This is a genomic window from Streptomyces sp. MMG1121 (genome assembly GCF_001280015.1).
Lineage (GTDB): Bacteria > Actinomycetota > Actinomycetes > Streptomycetales > Streptomycetaceae > Streptomyces.
In genome coordinates this window covers 12,893-29,994 of the sequence record NZ_LGDV01000051.1, presented here as the reverse complement: position 1 = coordinate 29,994, position 17,102 = coordinate 12,893, and the positions used below count along the sequence as shown (strand labels likewise).

The window sequence follows — 17,102 nt, the reverse complement described above, 5'->3', positions numbered from 1 at the left end:
CGGCTGCGGCAGAGCCGCACCAGCGCGCCCCGCACGACCCCGTCCTCGGACCGGCTCGTGCGGGGCGCGCTTTCCTCTGTCGGCCGACCCCTTGACCGATCCCCCGTCGACCCCGCCATACTGTCGGCCAAATCGATTTGGCCACATCGATTTGGCCGCCGTCCACGGCTGGATCGTCGAGGCCTGAGTCCGAGCGAGCCGAACGGAGCCCGCACGTGTCCAGTCCCGTACATCCCGTCGACGAGTCCCGCCCCCTCGGGCGGATCCTGCTCTTCGGCGTACAGCACGTCCTCGTCATGGCGGCCACCCCGATCTCCGCGATCTTCCTGATGAGCGCCACCCTCCGGCTCGGCCCGGACATCACCGTCGACCTGCTCTCGGCGGCCCTGCTGCTGTCCGGCATCGGATCGCTCGTCCAGTCCCTCGGCCCCTGGAAGTTCGGGCCGCGACTGCCGTTCGTGATGCTGCCGGGCGGCGCGCCGCTGATCCTTTTCCTGTCGATCGCGCAGCAGCACGGGCTGCGTACGGCCACCGGCGCGGTGCTTCTCACCGCCGCCTTCACCTTCCTGGTCCTGCCGTTGTTCGCACGGCTGCTCAGGTTCTTCCCACCGCTGGTCATCGGCACGATGATCGTGATCGTCGGGGTCAACCTGGTGAAGGTCGGCGCGCTGCTGGTCACCGGGCAGCCCGGCACCCCCGGATTCGCCGATCCGGCCCGGCTGGGGCTCGCCTTCGCCACCATCGGCCTGATCGTCCTCTTCACCCGGCTGCTGCGCGGCGTCCTGCGGCAACTCGCCGTCCTGCTCGGCCTCGCGGCCGGCACGGCGCTCGCCTTCGCCCTCGGCCAGGTCCACCTCGGAAACGCGCTGTCGGGCCAACTGGTCGGCGTGCCCAGGCCGTTGCCGTTCGGCACGCCCGTCTTCGACCTCCTGGCCGCGCTGCCGCTGATGCTGTACAGCCTCGCGTCCATGGCGGAGGCGACCGGGCAGACCGTCATCAACGCGGAGGCCGTCGGCAAGGACATCGACGTCCGCTCGGACGTGCCGCGCACGGTGCGCGGGGATGCCCTGACCTCGCTGCTCGGCGGCTGCTTCGGGCTGCCGCTGATGGTGACCAGCGGGGAGAACATCGGCATCGTACGGGTCACCGGTGTACGCAGCAGGTACGTCACGGCCGCCGCGGGCCTCGTCCTCGTCGTCCTCGGCTTCCTGACGCCCGTCGCGCGGGCGATCAGCGTGATGCCGTCGGCCGTGGTCGGGGGCGCCGCGATGGTCGTCTTCGCGGTGATCACCGTGCTCGGCGTGCAGATGCTGGGCCGGGCCCGGCTCGAGGACCACACGGCCACGATCACCTGCGCGGTCGCGCTCGCGCTGGGGCTGCTGCCGATCCTGGTTCCCGGGGTGTACACCGGTTTCCCCTCCGGCGTGCGGATCCTGCTGGAGAGCGGGGTCGCCGTGGGCGCCTTCGTCGCCGCCTTCCTCAACGTCGTCTTCCACCACGTGGGCGCCCGTGCCCTGGACGCCGCCGTCCGGCCGGCCGAGGCGCCGGGCACGACCGCCCACGTCTGACGCGCGCCCGCCGCCGCGTCCTGTCGGAACCGAACAACGGAGAACCATGACCGACCTGACCCCCGACCGCCTCCGCCATGACACGCTGGTGCTGGTCCCCGATGTGACACTGACCCCCGACGGCCCCCTGGAGGCGCACGCGGTGGTGGTGCGGGACGGTGTGTTCCGCGACGTCGGCCCGGTCGAGCGGATCGTCCGCACGTGCCCGTCACCGGCCCCCGTCCTGCTGCCCGGGCACGTGCTGATGCCGGGCTTCGTCGACGCCCACCACCATCTGACGCAGAGCTTCGGCGGCGCGCTCGCCTTCGGGGAGCCGTCGGAGATCTTCCGCCGGGTGTGGGTGCCGCTGGAGCGGGCCCTCGACGAGGAGTCGGCGTACGTGGCCGCGAAGCTGGCCGCGCTGGAGTCACTGCGGGGCGGTTTCACGACGGTCGCCGAGTCGGGGACCCGGGCCACGGTGGACGTGGACGTGGTGGCCTCGGCCGCGCGTGACGCGGGGATCCGCTGCGTGCTGGGGCTGGTCTGCAACGACGCCTCGGACGGTACGGGAGAGGACGCGGATCCGCGGGCCGTGCTCGCCGCCGCCGAGCGGCATCTGGCGCGCTACGACGGTGACCGGCTGATCCGTCCGTCGCTCGCCGTGTCCGTGCCGGAGGCGGCCACCTCGCACACCCTGGCCGCCGCGGCACGGCTCGCCGCCGACGCGGGCACGGTCGTACAGGTGCATGTGAACGAACACCTCGTCGCCGTCGAGCGCTCCCTGGTCCGGCACGGGCTGCGGCCCCTGGAGTATCTGCACCATGTGGGCGCGCTGGGTCCGCAGTTGCTGGCCGCGCACGCCACGCTGCTCACCCCCGCCGAGGTCACGCTGCTCGCTGACAGCGGCGCGGCGGTGAGCTACAACCCGGTCGCCAGCGCCTGGAAGGGCAACGCCGTCGCCCCCGCGACCGCCTTCGCCGAGCGCGGCATCCGGTTCGGGCTGGGCACCGACGGGACGCGCGGGGACGGCTTCCGGCTCGCGGACGCAGCCGAGTTCGCCCAGCGGCTCAGCTACGGTCTGGCCAGCGGCGACTCCTCCTGCGGTGCCGGCTGGACCTGGTTGGAGCGAGCCACGGCCGGCGGCGCCGACGCGGTCGGGCTCGGCGCTCGCACGGGACGCGTCACGCCGGGTGCCGCCGCCGACTTCCTGCTGGTGGACGTCGGCGGGCCGGAGATGCAGCCGTCCTGGGACCTGCCGTGGGAGCTGGTCCGGCGTGGCAACCGGGACCAGCTGACCGCCGTGTTCGTCGCCGGCCGACTGCGGCTGTGGCACGGCTGGCCGCCGGACTGGGACGGCCCGGCGCTGGTGCGACGCGCCGCCGAACTGGCCCCACGGGTGGTACGGGACGCCCAGGTGACACGGGCCCATCCCACCTCGGTCGCGGCACAGGGGCGCGGGTCGGCGCCCGTCCCCCCGCCGCTCCCCGCCCCGCCCGCCGAGAGCACGGTCACCGTTCAGGCCCGGCCGGTGCGCGGTGGCCGGCGATGAACGGGGCCACGCTTGCGGTGCTGGCGGTGACCGTCGCGGCGGCCGCGTTCGTGCAGGGGACCAGCGGCCTCGGGTTCGCGCTGATCGTGGCGCCGGTCGCGGGCCTGCTCGATCCGGGGCTGCTGCCCGTGTTCGTACTGACCTCGATGATCCCGCTCAACCTGTACGTCGCCTGGCGGGAACGGCACAGTCTCGATCTGCGCGGCGCCCGGTGGATCACCGCGGCACGGCTTGCGGCGACACCGGCGGGGCTGGCGCTGCTGTGGCTGATACCCAAGGACGATCTCGGGGCCGCCGTCGGCGCGGCGACGGTGCTGGCGGCGGTAGTGAGCCTGGTCGTGCCGTCGTTCGTGCCCGGGCCCGGCGCCTACGTGGGTGCCGGTCTCGTCACCGGCCTGACCGAGACCGCGACCGGCGTGGGCGGCCCGCCCCTCGCCCTCGTCTACCAGCACCGGCCGCCGGGCGAGCTGCGCGCCACGGTCGCCGTCTGCTTCCTGGTGGGCGAAGTCGCCTCCCTCGCCCTGCTGTTCGCCACCGGACGCGGGCACGCGGCGGACGTGGGCCGGGCGGTCCTGCTGCTGCCGGCGCTGGCGGCGGGTGCCTGGCTGAGCCGGCTCGTGCACCAACGCGTCGACGCGAAGAAGATGCGCGTCTTCGTCCTCGTCTTCGCCCTGGTGTCGGGGGTGGTGCTGATCGCGGGGACGTGACCGCCCCGGGGCCGCCACGGGACGGCGTCCCGGCTACCGCGTTCCCGGACGGCGCAGGGACGAGGCGCGCGGGACGAGCCGCGGCTCGGCGGCGGGCACCGCGCTCCCGGTGTCCGGCGCGCCGGTGGTCGGTCGCGTGCCCAGCCGGGCGAGCAGCAGCTCCACCGCGTCCGCGGCGGCCCGCTCCAGCCGCAGGTCGACCGCGGTGAGCGGCGGTTCGCAGGTACGGGCGCGCAGACCGTCGTACCGCGTGACGACCATGACGTCGTCCGGGACTCGGCGTCCTGCCGCCCGCAGCGCGCGTACGGCGCCGACGGCGAAGGCGTCGACGAGCACGCAGAGCGCGTCGACGTCGGGATGTTCCGCGAGCAGCGCGGCGCACCGGTCGTACCCCGCCTGCTCGCCGCCGTCCTCCGCCGCGGTGGCGACGACGGGCGGCCAGCCGTGGGCGGCCGCGGTGCGCTCGTAAGCCGTGCGCGCGTCGACCGAGGAGTGGCGGGTGCCCGCGCCGACGACGAGCGCGGGCCTGCGGGCGCCCTGGTCGCTCAGATGCTCCAGGAGCAGTTCGACCACCCGGCCGCCGTGCAGGTCCACGTAGGGGGCGTCGTCGTCGGGTGCGGTGGGCCTGCCCAGCGCGACGTACGGCAGCCCGCGTTCGCGCAACTGGGCCACGGCCGCGTCGTCCGCCTCGGGTTCGACCACGATCGCGCCGTCGATGTCGACGGAGTACAGCGCGGATCCGGACTGCACGGGCGGGATCAGCACCAGGGCGTAGTCGTGGACGAGGGCGCGCTCGGCCGCGGCCGCGGCCACCTCCATGTAGAAGCCGAGCCGCGAGGGCCCGCCGGCCACCGCGAACGGCATCGAGGAGGCCAGCGCGATGGCCTTGGCCTGGCCCCGGCGCAGCCGCTGGGCGCGCAGATTGGGCCGGTACCCCAGCTCGGCGGCGATCTTCTTGATGCGTTCGCGGGTGCGCGGGTCGACCTTGCCGATGCCGTTCAGGGCATGGGACACCGTGGTCCGCGACACCGACGCGGCCGCGGCGACGTCGGCGATCGTGGGCCGCCGGGCGCCGTGGGATGTGGTCATGGGTCCATCTTCGCAACCTCCGCCGCCGGGAGCCATCACCCGCCCCGCACCGGCAGCCGGCCGCCCCGGCAAGAGGGGTCGCGCGCAGGGGCGTTCACACCTGCCGTGGCCGTGGGCTCGGTCCGTGCCGGACCCGCGTACGGCCGCCGGGCAGAGCGTCAGGGCCGGCACCTGTGCAGCCCGCCACGCTCGCCTTCGCCCGCGCCCGGGAGCCGGGCCTGCTGACCCCGGACGACCTGGTGCGGGACCATCTGCCGGAGTTCGCCGGGGGCGGCCGGGACGCCATCGCCGTACGGCACCCGTGGAACCGCACCGCGCCGGTGCGGGCCGCCGATCGGGCCGCGGGCAGCGCCTTCGACCAGGGCCGGGACGCGCCGATCGCGCTGATCCGCGCCACGGGCGCCGGTCCCGGCCGGGTGCCGGGGCAGCGTGCCGCGTGACCCGGTGCTGCCGCTTGCCTGCTGATCGCCGAAATCGGCCCGTGTCGCCCGGTTCGACGTGCCCCGGGGCGGGCGTTCACCGCCAGGGTCGTACGCACCGGCGGGCTCCGCCACGGCCGGCGGCTCCTGCGCGAGCAGCCCTGCGCCGCACCGGTCCGCGGCCGGCGTCCCGCCGGCCTTTCTCGACGAGGACACGGGCGAGCCCGTGCACCGGGGCCCGGGCCTGATGCCGGACCCGTTCGGCTTCGGCCGGCCCTGCTCACCGCACGCCTTCGGCCGTACCGGAGACAGCGCCGCCCGGCCCTGTCCGGCCCGGGCGCCGGTCCGACGATCGCGGCCCACTTCGCCGGCAACGCCCCGCTCGCCGACCGCGTCCGCCGCGACCACGCCCCGTGCACTGCGGTCCGCGCGGACCGCGGCATCGCCTCACTCAAGGAAACGGGCCGAGACCACCCGCCCCGTGCACGGCGTTCTGCGCGGGCCGAGCCACCGATCCGCACCGGCACACCCTGTCGCCGGCAGCCGTCCTGCCCACCGGCACGTTCCGGACCGGGTCCACCACGACGGCGGGCGGCTCGTCCCCTCCGTCGTCCCGGCGGTGATCGGCCGTTCCGCCCCGCGGGACGCCCGCAGCGTGCCCTGAGCGGGGCCCGGCCGGGGCCGGATGCGCCCGCTTGGTGGGGGTCGCCCGATGGTGCGACGCTGGGGTGGAGAGGTGTCCGACGAGGGGACTGCTGGAGGGCCGATGGGACGTGACGTCCCGGCGCTCGTCTTCACCCGCGAGGACCGCCGCCGGTACCGGATCAAGATGCACGCCTGCCTCGAGGCGCTGGCCCAGATGCTGCGCGAGCAACGGTTCGAGTGCGAGCGGCCCCAGGTCGGCCTGGAGATAGAGCTGAACCTGGTCGGTGACGACGCCGAGCCTGCGATGCGCAACAGCGATGTGCTGAAGGCCATCTCCGACCCCGCCTGGTCCACCGAACTGGGCCGGTTCAACCTGGAGATCAACGTCCCGCCCCGGCGGCTGACGGCGGGCGGTCCCGACGCGTGGGAGGGCGAGATACGTGCCGCGCTCGACCACGCCGACGAGCGGGCGGGTTCGACCGGCACCCGGCTGATCATGATCGGGATCCTGCCCACGCTACGGCGGGAGCACATCGGTGAGGGGGCGCTGTCGGAGAACCCCCGCTACCGGCTGCTCAACGACCAGATCTTCGCGGCCCGGGGCGAGGACCTGCGCATCGAGGTGGACGGCGTCGACCGGCTGCGCACCTACGCGGACACCATCACTCCGGAGGCCGCGTGCACCAGCACGCAGTTCCATCTCCAGGTGTCCCCCGAGGAGTTCGCCGCCTACTGGAACGCGGCGCAGTCGATCGCCGGGGTCCAGGTCGCGCTGGCGGCGAACGCGCCCTTCCTGTTCGGCAAGGAGCTGTGGCACGAGACCCGCATCCCGCTGTTCGAGCAGGCCACGGACACCCGGCCGGAGGAGATCAAGGTGCAGGGCGTACGGCCCCGGGTGTGGTTCGGGGAGCGGTGGATCAACAGCGTCTTCGACCTCTTCGAGGAGAATCTGCGCTACTTCCCGGCCCTGCTCCCGCTGTGCGACGAGGAGGACCCGGCGGAGACGCTGGACCGCGGTGACATTCCCGAACTCGGTGAACTGACCCTGCACAACGGCACGATCTACCGCTGGAACCGGCCCGTCTACGCCGTCTCCCACGGCGTCCCGCACATCCGGGTGGAGAACCGGGTACTGCCCGCGGGCCCGACCGTCGCCGACACGCTCGCCAACGGCGCCTTCTACTACGGGCTGACCCGGGCGCTGGTGGAGGAGGACCGGCCGGTGTGGTCGCGGATGTCGTTCTCGGCCGCCGAGGACAATCTGCACACCGCCGCCCGGCACGGCATCGAGGCCCTGCTGTACTGGCCCGGGATGGGTGAGGTGCCGGTGCCGGAGCTGGTCCTGCGCCGGCTGCTGCCGCTGGCGCACCGCGGCCTCGCGCACTCGGGGATGGACGAGGCGTGGCGCGAGCCGCTGCTCGGCATCATCGAGCAGCGCTGTGTGACGGCGCGCAACGGGGCGGTGTGGCAGAAGGAGACGGTGCACCGTCTCGACGCCACCACGCACGCCGGCCGGCACGAGGCGCTGCGCCGGATGACGCAGCTGTACATCGACTACATGCACCTCAACGCCCCGGTCCACACCTGGCCGGTGGACTGATCCGGCTCAGTGGCGTTGGCCCAGGAGGTTCACGGCGCGGTCGAAGGCCGAGTCACGGTTCTTCGCGAACTCCTCCTTGGTGAAGACCGGTTCGATCAGCTGCGGCGGAATTCCGGTGCCGTCGAAGGTGCGTCCGGTGCGGGTCAGGAACTCCTCGTCGGGCAGTCCGAAGGCGAGATCGTCGGGCAGGCGGCGTTCCATGACGTCGGAGAAGACGCCCTGCGTGGGCTGTCCGATGCGGACGGTCCGCCCGGGCCGGTCCATCAGCGCCTGGGTGAAGGTCTCGCCCGCGCTGACCGTCGAGCCGCCGGTCAGGACGGCGACGGGGCCGGTGTAGCGGGGCGCGTCGGCGGGGACGACGGGCACGGGTTCGGGGTGGGTGAACCGGGTGGGGTGGGCCGGGTCGTTGCGCACGCGTTTGGCGTAGGCGGTGTACGGCGTGCCGGTCAGCCGCTGGGCGATCCGGATGCCGAGGCTGTCGGCCCCGCCGCCGTTGATCCGCAGATCGATGACGAGACCCTTGAGCCGCTCGGCCCGGGCCGGGGTGAGCACGGTGTTCAACGCCCGGTCGAGTTCGGCCTGTTCGGCGGTGTACGGCGCGTCCTCGCCCGCGTAGCCGCCGAATCCGCTGATGCGGAGGTAGCCGAGGTCGTCGGGCAGGTCGGCGTAGGTGATGCGGCCGGCGCCGAAGTCCTGGCGATGGGCGGCGTCCCCGAGGTCGCGGGCGATGATGAACTCCTTTGCCTTCGCGTCGAGTTGCGGGCTCGGGACCTTGGTGCCCGGGCGGCCCTGGCCGAAGAAGCGGTCGCCGTCCCGCACCGTGACATGGGCGTCGTACAGCGGGCGCACCATCTGACCGAGGATGCCGAAGAGCTGGTCCTTGGTGGTGTCCTCGTGCACCAGGGGCCGGCACCGGTCGCGTACGGCGTGCCAGTCGATGCCCTTGGCGGCGAAGAAGGGGTAGTTGTCCTCGAAGGTCTGCCAGAAGATGTCGAAGGCGGTGCGCGGGTCGGTCGCGGCCGGGCGGGTGCAGTCGGCGGGCAGGGCCGGCAGCCGGCGCAGATGGCGGTGCCCCACCGAACTGTCGGCGGCGAGCGTCGCGTGATCGCGGTCGCGGTCGGTCCGAAGGCTCAGCACCGTGCCGTCCGTCGTGAGGTAGGTGCCGGGGCCGGTCTGCGGCGAGGTGTCGCCCTTGAGGCAGCTGACGGACGTCGTCTGGTACTCCTGCAGCACTCCCCCGCCGATGACGAGGACGGTTCCGTAGCCGTCCATGCGCCACACCCCGTCGGTGCCGGGCGGGCCCGACTGCGTACCGGCCGCGGCCGGTACGGCTCCGGCGGCGAGGGCGAGTGCGGCGACGGTGGCCGTGAGGGTGCGCACGATCGTGTCCTTCCGGTGGTGTACGCGGGAGACCAGCGTCGCCGGTGCACCCACCCGCGCACCATCCGGCGTTCCGGTGGACCGGGACGGGGGACAACCCCCGTTGCGCCCTAGCCTGGCCCGGTCAGGCCGTTCAGCGGAACGCGTCGCGCGGTCACCGTCCGGTGGCCGATCCGCCAGCCGTCGGGGGTGCGGACGAGGATGTCGTCGTAGGTGACGGAGCCGCAGGAGCCGTCCGCCCGGACGCCCAGCCCTTTGGAGCGGGCGCGCGCCGAACCGTCCGCCGCTTCGTGTACGACGACGTTGGTGACGTGGTGTGCGACGGGGTTGCCTGCGCCCAGTGCCAGCGCCGCCGCCCGGATGGCGGCCACCCCGACCAGCGGGTCCTGGCCGAAGTCGGTCACGTCGTAGACGACGTCCGGGGTGAACAGCTCCTCCAGGCGGTCGAGTAGACCGTCGTCCACGAGGTGACCGTGCATCGCGATCAACTCGGTGATGGCCAGCCTGTCTTCCGACGTGAGCGCCATGTACGTCCCCCCTGCGGTCGCCCGCTTCCTACGCCGGTGCCTCGGTCGTCCGCTCCCGCGCCGCCCCGGCACAGGGTGGCGCGTCCGGCAGATGGGCCTTCGCCCACTGCGCCAGTTCCTTCAGCGCGGGCTCCAGGGCGGCCCCGGCCTCGGTCAGCCGGTAGGCCACGCGCAGCGGCGGGCCCTCGTCGACCTGGCGGAGGACCAGGCCGGCCGCACCGAGCTCGGCGAGCCGGTCGGACAGCATGCGCTCGCTGATGCCGGGCACGGCCCGGCGCAGGTCGGCGAAGTGCGCGGGCTGTTCCACCAGGACGGCCACGATCGGACCGCTCCAGCGCTTTCCGAGCAACTGGAAGACACGGGTGATGCCGTCGTCCACCTGCTTGCACGCCGCGCTGTCGTGGTTCTGGTCCGCCGCCATGTGATCAGGGTACTACCCCGATGTAGGGGGATGAAAAAAAGTAAGTCCCTGTGTTATTCATAGTTGAGTACGAAAGTTCAGCCCACGCATTCCCGTGCCGGGCTGCCCCTTCCCGTTCCCTGGAGTCACCCATGGCCACCCTGCTGCACATCGACTCGTCCGTGTTCCCGACCGAGGCCTCGGCCTCGCGCGCCGTGACGGCGGCCTTCCGCGCGCACTGGGAGGAGCAGCACCCGGACGGCACGGTCGTCTACCACGACCTGGACGCGAGGCCCGTCCCCCACATCACCGCCGCCGCGCACACCGCCGGCTTCACGGACCCCGCCTCCCACACGTCCGAGCAGGCCGCCGCCTTCGCCGAGCGCGTCCGGCTGATCGAGGAGCTGGAGCAGGCGGACGCGGTGCTGATCGGCGCCCCGATGTACAACTACTCGATCCCCTCGACCCTCAAGGCCTGGCTGGACAATGTGATCCTGATGGGCCGCACCGTGGGCGAGGCCCCGTCCGCCAAGGGCACCCCGGTGACCGTCGTCGCGAGCCGGGGCGGTTCTTACGAGCCGGGCACCCCTCGCGAGAGCTTCGAGTACGTGCGCAACTACCTCGGGGCCGTCCTCGGTGACAGCTTCGGTCTGGACGTCGACTTCATCGTCCCGGAGCTGACGATGGCCCCGCACAACCCGGCGATGGCCGAGCTGGTCCCGCTGTACGAGGCCTCCCGCGAGCGCGCCCTCGACCAGGCCGCCACGAAGGCCAAGCAGCTCGCGGAGCGCCTGGCGCACTGAGCGACCTCGTCGACCCGGGTGCCGTCGGCCGGCGGCACCCGGGTCGACGTGCGTCGGCACCCCAGTGCCCCCCAGTGCCGCCAGTGCCGCCAGTACTGCCAGTGCTGTCAGTGCGCGAAGACCGTGCTGGCCAGCGCCACCTGCACCGCGGTGCCGGCCAGGATGCTCAGCGGGGCGTTTCGGCGCCACAGGTGCAGGCCGACCGTGACGCTCAGGGCCACCAGCGGGGCGAGCACGGCGGTGTGCGTGACCGGCAGGTCCCGCAGGCAGTAGACGACCAGGATCACCATGATCCCGGCGGGCATCCGGGCCTGGAGGTGGCGCACGGTCCGGCTGGCGCGCAGCGGGCCGAGCGCGGCGAAGGGCAGGGCGCGCAGCGCCCAGGTGGCGGCGCCGGCGACGAGGACCGCGGCGACGAGATAGTGCGTGTCAGACATGACGCGGGTTCCCCCGGGCGGTCAGGCCGCGGGCGAGGAGCCCGGCGGTGAACAGGGCGAAGGCGGCGAGGAGCAGGCCGCCCGGGAAGAGCAGCCGCGCGACGAGGGCGCTCAGCAGGGCGAGCAGCGGCGTCGACAGGTCGCCCTTGCGGTCGCGGACGGCGTCGAGCGCCAACACCGTGAACAGGGCCGTGAGCGCGAAGTCCAGACCGGTCACGCGGTCGGGGATGAGCGAGCCGAGCAGCGCTCCGGCGGTGGCGCCGCCGACCCAGTACAGATGCATGAAGAGCTGGAGGCAGCGGATGCGGCGCCCGGACCAGGTCAGGGCCCGCCGCCCGGCGGTCAGCGCGTACGCCTCGTCGCTGAGCGCGAACGTGCCGTACGCCTTGCCGAGCGGTCCCTTGATCCGGTCCAGCGGGAAGGACAGCGCGTAGAACACGTGCCGGAGGTTCACCAGGAGCGCGGAGACGGCGATCGAGGCCAGGGGGACGGCGGCGGCGACCATGCCGACGAGCAGGAACTCGAAGGAGCCGGCGTAGATCAGGGCGCTGGACAGACTCGCCCACCACCAGTCGATTCCCGAGTGGGTGACGAGCACGCCGAAGGCGACACCGAGCGGGAGGAAGCCCAGCCCCACGGAGGCCGAGTCCGCGAAGGCGGCCCGTGCGTCGGCGACGACAGGAGGTATGTGCATGGAGACATTTTAGGAGGAATCACACGGCATATGGTTGCTAATAGTGTCGCTACACTGCACCCGTGCGCAATGAAGTGAACTTGGATGCAATCGACCGTGACATTTTGTTTCACCTCCGCCGCGACGGTCGTCTGACCAACGTCGAGCTGGCCCAGCGGGTGGGACTGACCCCGCCACCGTGCCTGCGCCGGGTCAAGCGACTGGAGGAGGCCGGTGTCATCACCGGTTACCGGGCCGTCGTGGATCCCGAGGCCCTCGGCCGGGGGCTGGAGGTCCTCATCGACGTCGAGGTCAGCGCCAACGACCGCACGACGTTCCTGGAGTTCGAGGACACCGTGGCCGGCTACGACGAGGTCATCGAGTTCCGTCGCATGTACGGCCGCCCCGACTACTTCGTCCGCGTCGCCGTCGCCGACCACGCCGCCTACGAGGCCTTTCTGGTGGAGAAGCTGAGCGGCCTGCCCTGTGTCCTGCGCATCGACTCGCACCTGACGATGAAGACGATCAAGACCGGCGCGTGAGCCGGCCGCCAGCAGGATGTACCGTGCAGCTACCTGCTCAACGCCGCACGCCCATGGACACCTTGAGGTGAGACACCCGTTGGCCGCCAGCTACTTCGCACGCATCGACCGGCACCGCTACAAGCCCACCGCGCACGCGAGCGGCGCCTGGCACGCCGACGAGATCCACTTCAGCCCGCTCGCCGGCCTCGTCGTCCACGCCATCGACGGGTACCTCGCCGAGCGGTCGCAGGGCGCACTGCTGCTGTCCCGGATCAGCTTCGACATCCTGGGGCGGCTCGCCCTGGACGAATGCGAGATCCGGGTGGAGTCGATCCGGCCCGGCCGCACCATCGAACTCCTTGAAGCGGTCGTGGACATCGCGGGACGGACGGCGGTCCGGGCCCGCGCCTGGCTGCTGACCCCGGTGGACACCGGCGTCGTGGCCGGCGGCGGCGACACGCGTCTCACCCCGCCGGACGCCCTCGCCGCCCGGTCGCTGGGCTCCGTCTGGCCCGGCGGCCACTGCGCGTCGATCGACTTCCGGCCGGTCGCTCCCCCGCGGCCGGGCCGCGCCACGGCCTGGATCTCGACACACCTCGACCTCGTCGCCGACGAGCCGAGCAGCCCTCTCGCGTCCTACGTCGCCCTGATCGACACGGCCAACGGCATCGCCGTACGCCGCCCGCCGACGGAGTGGATGTTCCCCAACGTCGACCTGACGGTCCATCTCCACCGCCAGCCGGAAGGCCGCTGGGTCGGACTGGACACCACGGTCGTCTTCGGCCCCACCGGCCAGGGCCTCACCAGCACGGTCCTGCACGACCTCCAGGGCCCGGTCGGCCAGGCCCAGCAGACTCTGACGGTGCGGCCGCAGCCTTAGTACCACGCCTCAGGCCAGCACGAGCACGAGCGGCACGCCCACGCACGGCACCAGTCGCAGGCCCTCGTGCTCCGCGGGGCGCGCCCCGGTGAGCAGGGGGCCGAAGTCCGGGCCCCTGGTGAGGGAACCGGCCAGATGGGCGGGGTCGGCGGAGGCGGCGACCCGGCCGCGCGCGTTGACCAGCCGGGCGGGGCGCGGCAGGCGCCGCAACAGGGGCAGGACGGCCGCCTCGAAGTTGCGCAGATACACATCGGCGGCGGCCACCCCGGCGAAGTGCCCCTGGATCCGGACGGGTTCGGACAGGGTGAGGCTGTACTCGTCGGAGCAGAGGTAGTCGACGTACGGTCCGGCCACGGCCCGGCGCCCGGTGTCGCGGGGCAGCGCGAACCAGTCCCAGTGCGTGTAGTCGGAGTACGCCGACCGTCCGGGATCGAGGTCGAGCAGCAGCGGGCGCACGGCGCCGTCGGCGCCCGACTGCCACCACTCCAGCCACGCGGGTACGTCGGTGAGCAGTCCGGGGGCGGCGACGAAGCCGGCGCCGCAGACGAGGTCCTCGCACGTCAGGTGCCGGTGCAGGCCGGGGCGGAGGGCGGCGAGGTCGGCACTGACGGGCCGCCGGCCCCCCGCGGCCACCCGATCGAGCAGGGCCTCGGTCTCGGCACGGATGTCCGCGACCGCCTCGAAGACGGCCTCCAGCGCGTCGCCCACCTGTGTGGCCACCCAGGTCTGCGGGTCCGTGTCCAGGGCGGCGGACGGGGGGCTCCAGCCCATGGTGTCCTCCAGCGGACGGGAACCGGACGCGGCGCGGTCAGAGCGTGAGGCGTACGGCGACGAGCCGCGCCGTCGACTCCCTGACGCACCGCTCGGCCAGCGCACCGGCCGTTGCGTGGGCCCCATCCTGCACGGCGGAGATCACGGCGCGGTGGCGGTCCGCAACTTCTTCACGAAACGCGTCGTCGGCGAGGACCAGACACGGCAGGGCACCGACCTCGCTCTGCAGGGCGACCTGTTCGCGGGTGAGCCGGGCGGACTGGGCGGCCGCCGCGAGTTCGACGTGGAAGCGGCCGTACAGCCTGCCGCGTACCGCCGCCTCCTGCGCGTGCGCCAACTCATCGGCGGTACGGCGGAGTTGACGCAGATCGTGTCCTTCGGTGCGCTGGGCGGCGAGGCGGGCGGCGGCGCCGGACAGGGCGGCCCAGTGGTCGCCGAGGTCGCGCAGTTCCTCGGTGCTCCAGCCGCGCAGCCGCGCCGTGAGCCGGTCGGCGGCGGGGACTTCGGGCACGGAGACGAAGCTGCCGCCGCCGCGGCCCCGGCGGGTGGTGACCAGGCCCTGCTGCCGCAGGGCCATGAGCGCCTCGCGCAAGGTGACCGTGGAGACGCCGAGTTGTCCGGCCAGTTCGAGCTCGCCGGGCAGTTGCTCGCCGTCGGTGAGAAGGCCCAGCTCTATGGCGTCGCCGATGCGGCGCACCACCGCCTCCACGCGGGCCCGGTTGTCCACCGGGCTGAAGACGGCCTTGCGGGCGGCGCCCTCGATCTCGTCCTGCCTCACGGCCACCACCTCGTGCGCTGACTCAAGCTTTACCCCGAGGGGCTCTTGAGATCTGAACTATGACTTCATATGTTTACGCCAACGTTCAGCGCGCCAGAAGGGTTCCCGTATGGAGGGAATTGCGATCCGGCTGCAGCAACTGCGGAAGTCGTTCGGTGAGACGACCGCCGTGGCCGGGGTCGACCTGGAGATCCGGGACGGGGAGTTCTTCTCCATGCTCGGCCCCTCCGGGTCCGGCAAGACGACGGTCCTGCGGCTGGTGGCCGGGTTCGAGACGCCGGACGAGGGCCGGATCGAACTCGCCGGACAGGAGGTCACCGGCCTCGCCCCGTTCGAGCGGGACGTGCACACCGTGTTCCAGGACTACGCCCTGTTCCCGCACATGACGGTCGAACAGAACGTCGCCTACGGGCTGAAGGTCCGCAGGGTGCCGAAGGCCGAGCGCCTCGTCCGCGCCCACCGGGCTCTCGCCGAGGTCCGGCTGGAGGGCTACGGCGGGCGGCGCCCGGCGCAGCTCTCCGGCGGCCAGCGCCAGCGCGTCGCGCTCGCCCGCGCGCTCGTCGGCCGGCCCCGGGTGCTGCTGCTGGACGAGCCGCTCGGCGCCCTCGACCTGAAGCTGCGCGAGCAGATGCAGGTCGAACTCAAGGCGATCCAGCGGGAGGTCGGCATCACCTTCGTCTTCGTCACCCACGACCAGCAGGAGGCGCTGACGATGAGCGACCGCATCGCCGTCTTCGACCAGGGCAGCATCGCCCAGGTCGGCACGCCCGCCGAGATCTACGAACGCCCGGCGACCCCCTTCGTCGCCTCCTTCGTCGGCACCTCCAACCTGCTCGACGGCGAGGCGGCCCGCCGGATCGTCGGCGAGCGGGGCACGTACAACATCCGGCCGGAGAAGATCCGCGTGCTGAAGGAGTCCGCCGAGGCGGGCGAGCCGGACCACGCCACCGCCGTCGGCACCGTCGCCGACGTCGTCTACCTCGGCGACGCCACCCGGTTCCTGGTCGACCTCGACGGCGGCGGGCGGCTCACCGCGCTCCAGCAGAACCTGGAGACCTCCTCCGAGGACGTCGCCGCCTACCGCGGCACCCGGGTGCGCCTGAAGTGGCACCGCCGGCACGCCGTGCAACTGCCGTCCTGACCTCTCCCCACCGCCACGTCCCCTGGAGAACGTCGTGCGTCTCACCCGTGTCCCCCGGGCCGCCGCCGCGGCCGCCGCGCTCCTCCTCGCCGCCGCGTGCGGCTCCTCCGGCTCCGGCGGCCCGTCCGCCACAGGACTCAACCCGCCCGCCCTCAAGGCCCCGACGAAGCTCGGCGCGACGGAGGGCCAGGTCAATCTGATCGCCTGGGCCGGCTACGTCGAGGACGGCTCCAACGATCCCAAGGCCGACTGGGTCCACGGCTTCGAGAAGCAGACCGGTTGCCAGGTCCACTCCAAGGTCGCCGCCAGTTCGGACGAGATGGTCAAGCTGATGAAGACCGGCGAGTACGACGCCGTCTCGGCCTCCGGCGACGCCTCCCTGCGCCTGATCGCCTCGGGCGACGCGGCCCCCGTCAACACCGCTCTGGTCCCCAACTACAAGGACGTCTTCGCCGGGTTGAAGAACGGCGCCTGGAACTCGGTGGGGGGCCGGATGTACGGCATCCCGCACGGCCGGGGCGCCAACCTGCTGATGTACGACACGGCGAAGGTGAAGCCCGCGCCCACCTCCTGGTCGGCGGTCTTCGACGGCGCCTCGGCGTACAAGGGGCACGTCACCGCGTACGACTCGCCGATCTACATCGCCGACGCGGCCCTGTATCTCAAGGCCGTCAAGCCCGAGTTGAAGATCACCGACCCGTACGCGCTCGACCAGAAGCAGTTCGACGCGGCCGTGGCCCTGCTCAAGGAGCAGAACAAGTACATCGGCGAGTACTGGAGCGACTATCTGAAGGAGGTCTCCGCGTTCAAGAGCGGCGACTCGGTGATCGGCACCAGCTGGCAGGTCATCGCCAACCTCGCCGCCTCCGAGGGCGCGAAGGTCAAGGCGCTGGTGCCGAAGGAGGGTTCGACCGGCTGGTCCGACACCTGGATGGTCTACAGCAAGGCCAAGCACCCCAACTGCGCCTACAAGTGGCTGAACTGGATCGTCTCACCGAAGGTCAACGCCCAGGTGGCCGAGTACTTCGGCGAGGCGCCGGCCAATTCCAAGGCCTGTGCCGAGACCACTGACAAGAACTTCTGCACGGTCTACCACGCCGCCGACGAGCCGTACTGGAAGAAGATCGCCTTCTGGAACACGCCCATCGAGCAGTGCCTCGACGGCCGCAAGGACGTGAAGTGCGTGCCGTACGCCAAGTGGGTGCAGGCCTGGACCGAGATCAAGGGCTGAG

Annotated in this window: 18 protein-coding genes; 10 read left to right on the top strand and 8 right to left on the bottom strand. The window is 72.6% G+C overall.

Annotated elements, in window-relative coordinates; all coding sequences use genetic code 11:
- Positions 1–215: 215 nt before the first annotated feature.
- The 3 genes from ADK64_RS06840 to ADK64_RS06830 are packed head-to-tail and all read left to right on the top strand — an operon-like array spanning position 216 to position 3,803.
- Positions 216–1,568 (top strand): uracil-xanthine permease family protein, encoded by a 1,353-nt coding sequence (locus ADK64_RS06840; RefSeq protein WP_053656090.1) that lies wholly within the window; start codon positions 216–218, stop codon positions 1,566–1,568.
- Positions 1,569–1,614: 46 nt separating this feature from the next.
- Entirely contained in the window at positions 1,615–3,096 is a 1,482-nt protein-coding gene (locus ADK64_RS06835) for an amidohydrolase family protein (RefSeq protein ID WP_078992523.1), read from the top strand.
- A complete protein-coding gene (locus tag ADK64_RS06830; RefSeq protein WP_053656088.1) occupies positions 3,093–3,803 on the top strand; it encodes a sulfite exporter TauE/SafE family protein in 711 nt (236 codons plus the stop codon). The genes ADK64_RS06835 and ADK64_RS06830 overlap by 4 nt, the downstream gene beginning before the upstream one ends.
- 33 nt (positions 3,804–3,836) lie before the next feature.
- Here ADK64_RS06830 and ADK64_RS06825 read toward each other — a convergent pair whose 3' ends face one another.
- Positions 3,837–4,892, bottom strand: a complete 1,056-nt coding sequence (locus ADK64_RS06825; protein ID WP_053656086.1) for a substrate-binding domain-containing protein — start codon at positions 4,890–4,892, stop codon at positions 3,837–3,839.
- A 173-nt stretch (positions 4,893–5,065) separates the two neighbouring features.
- Here ADK64_RS06825 and ADK64_RS06820 point away from each other — a divergent pair, with 173 nt between their 5' ends.
- Complete coding sequence (locus ADK64_RS06820) at positions 5,066–5,332, top strand: serine hydrolase (RefSeq protein WP_053656084.1); 267 nt, start codon at positions 5,066–5,068, stop codon at positions 5,330–5,332.
- Between the two features lie 745 nt (positions 5,333–6,077).
- Positions 6,078–7,556, top strand: coding sequence for a glutamate--cysteine ligase (locus ADK64_RS06815; protein WP_053656082.1), 1,479 nt, complete (start codon positions 6,078–6,080; stop codon positions 7,554–7,556).
- Between the two features lie 6 nt (positions 7,557–7,562).
- Here ADK64_RS06815 and ADK64_RS06810 read toward each other — a convergent pair whose 3' ends face one another.
- From ADK64_RS06810 to ADK64_RS06800, 3 genes are all read right to left on the bottom strand, one after another.
- The gene (locus ADK64_RS06810; RefSeq protein WP_053656252.1) at positions 7,563–8,936 is read right to left on the bottom strand and encodes a S41 family peptidase; all 1,374 of its coding nucleotides are present in this window, start codon (positions 8,934–8,936) and stop codon (positions 7,563–7,565) included.
- A gap of 110 nt (positions 8,937–9,046) precedes the next feature.
- On the bottom strand, positions 9,047–9,463 hold the full coding sequence (locus ADK64_RS06805) for a nuclear transport factor 2 family protein (RefSeq protein WP_053656081.1): 417 nt from the start codon (positions 9,461–9,463) through the stop codon (positions 9,047–9,049).
- Between the two features lie 28 nt (positions 9,464–9,491).
- Positions 9,492–9,884: a winged helix-turn-helix transcriptional regulator gene (locus ADK64_RS06800; protein ID WP_053656079.1), complete on the bottom strand. Its 393-nt coding sequence runs from the start codon at positions 9,882–9,884 to the stop codon at positions 9,492–9,494.
- Positions 9,885–10,015: 131 nt separating this feature from the next.
- Here ADK64_RS06800 and ADK64_RS06795 point away from each other — a divergent pair, with 131 nt between their 5' ends.
- Positions 10,016–10,666 (top strand): FMN-dependent NADH-azoreductase, encoded by a 651-nt coding sequence (locus ADK64_RS06795; RefSeq protein ID WP_053656077.1) that lies wholly within the window; start codon positions 10,016–10,018, stop codon positions 10,664–10,666.
- A 107-nt stretch (positions 10,667–10,773) separates the two neighbouring features.
- On the opposite strand, the gene ADK64_RS06790 is transcribed toward ADK64_RS06795, so the two are convergent.
- Both ADK64_RS06790 and ADK64_RS06785 read right to left on the bottom strand, forming a co-directional pair.
- Positions 10,774–11,103: a branched-chain amino acid transporter permease gene (locus ADK64_RS06790; protein ID WP_053656075.1), complete on the bottom strand. Its 330-nt coding sequence runs from the start codon at positions 11,101–11,103 to the stop codon at positions 10,774–10,776.
- Entirely contained in the window at positions 11,096–11,797 is a 702-nt protein-coding gene (locus ADK64_RS06785) for an AzlC family ABC transporter permease (protein WP_053656073.1), read from the bottom strand. The genes ADK64_RS06790 and ADK64_RS06785 overlap by 8 nt, the downstream gene beginning before the upstream one ends.
- 89 nt (positions 11,798–11,886) lie before the next feature.
- Here ADK64_RS06785 and ADK64_RS06780 point away from each other — a divergent pair, with 89 nt between their 5' ends.
- Together ADK64_RS06780 and ADK64_RS06775 are read left to right on the top strand one after the other, a co-directional pair.
- Positions 11,887–12,318, top strand: a complete 432-nt coding sequence (locus ADK64_RS06780) for an Lrp/AsnC family transcriptional regulator (protein WP_199829510.1) — start codon at positions 11,887–11,889, stop codon at positions 12,316–12,318.
- A 16-nt stretch (positions 12,319–12,334) separates the two neighbouring features.
- Positions 12,335–13,180, top strand: a complete 846-nt coding sequence (locus ADK64_RS06775) for a thioesterase family protein (protein ID WP_078992522.1) — start codon at positions 12,335–12,337, stop codon at positions 13,178–13,180.
- Positions 13,181–13,189: 9 nt separating this feature from the next.
- Here the strand turns inward: ADK64_RS06775 and ADK64_RS06770 are convergent, their stop codons facing one another.
- Both ADK64_RS06770 and ADK64_RS06765 read right to left on the bottom strand, forming a co-directional pair.
- On the bottom strand, positions 13,190–13,951 hold the full coding sequence (locus tag ADK64_RS06770) for a cache domain-containing protein (RefSeq protein ID WP_053656067.1): 762 nt from the start codon (positions 13,949–13,951) through the stop codon (positions 13,190–13,192).
- 37 nt (positions 13,952–13,988) lie between these two features.
- Entirely contained in the window at positions 13,989–14,729 is a 741-nt protein-coding gene (locus ADK64_RS06765; protein ID WP_053656250.1) for a FadR/GntR family transcriptional regulator, read from the bottom strand.
- A 109-nt stretch (positions 14,730–14,838) separates the two neighbouring features.
- On the opposite strand from ADK64_RS06765, the gene ADK64_RS06760 reads away from it, so the two are divergent.
- Both ADK64_RS06760 and ADK64_RS06755 read left to right on the top strand, forming a co-directional pair.
- Positions 14,839–15,870, top strand: coding sequence for an ABC transporter ATP-binding protein (locus ADK64_RS06760; protein ID WP_053656065.1), 1,032 nt, complete (start codon positions 14,839–14,841; stop codon positions 15,868–15,870).
- A 34-nt stretch (positions 15,871–15,904) separates the two neighbouring features.
- Positions 15,905–17,101: an ABC transporter substrate-binding protein gene (locus tag ADK64_RS06755; RefSeq protein ID WP_053656063.1), complete on the top strand. Its 1,197-nt coding sequence runs from the start codon at positions 15,905–15,907 to the stop codon at positions 17,099–17,101.
- Position 17,102 lies beyond the last annotated feature (1 nt).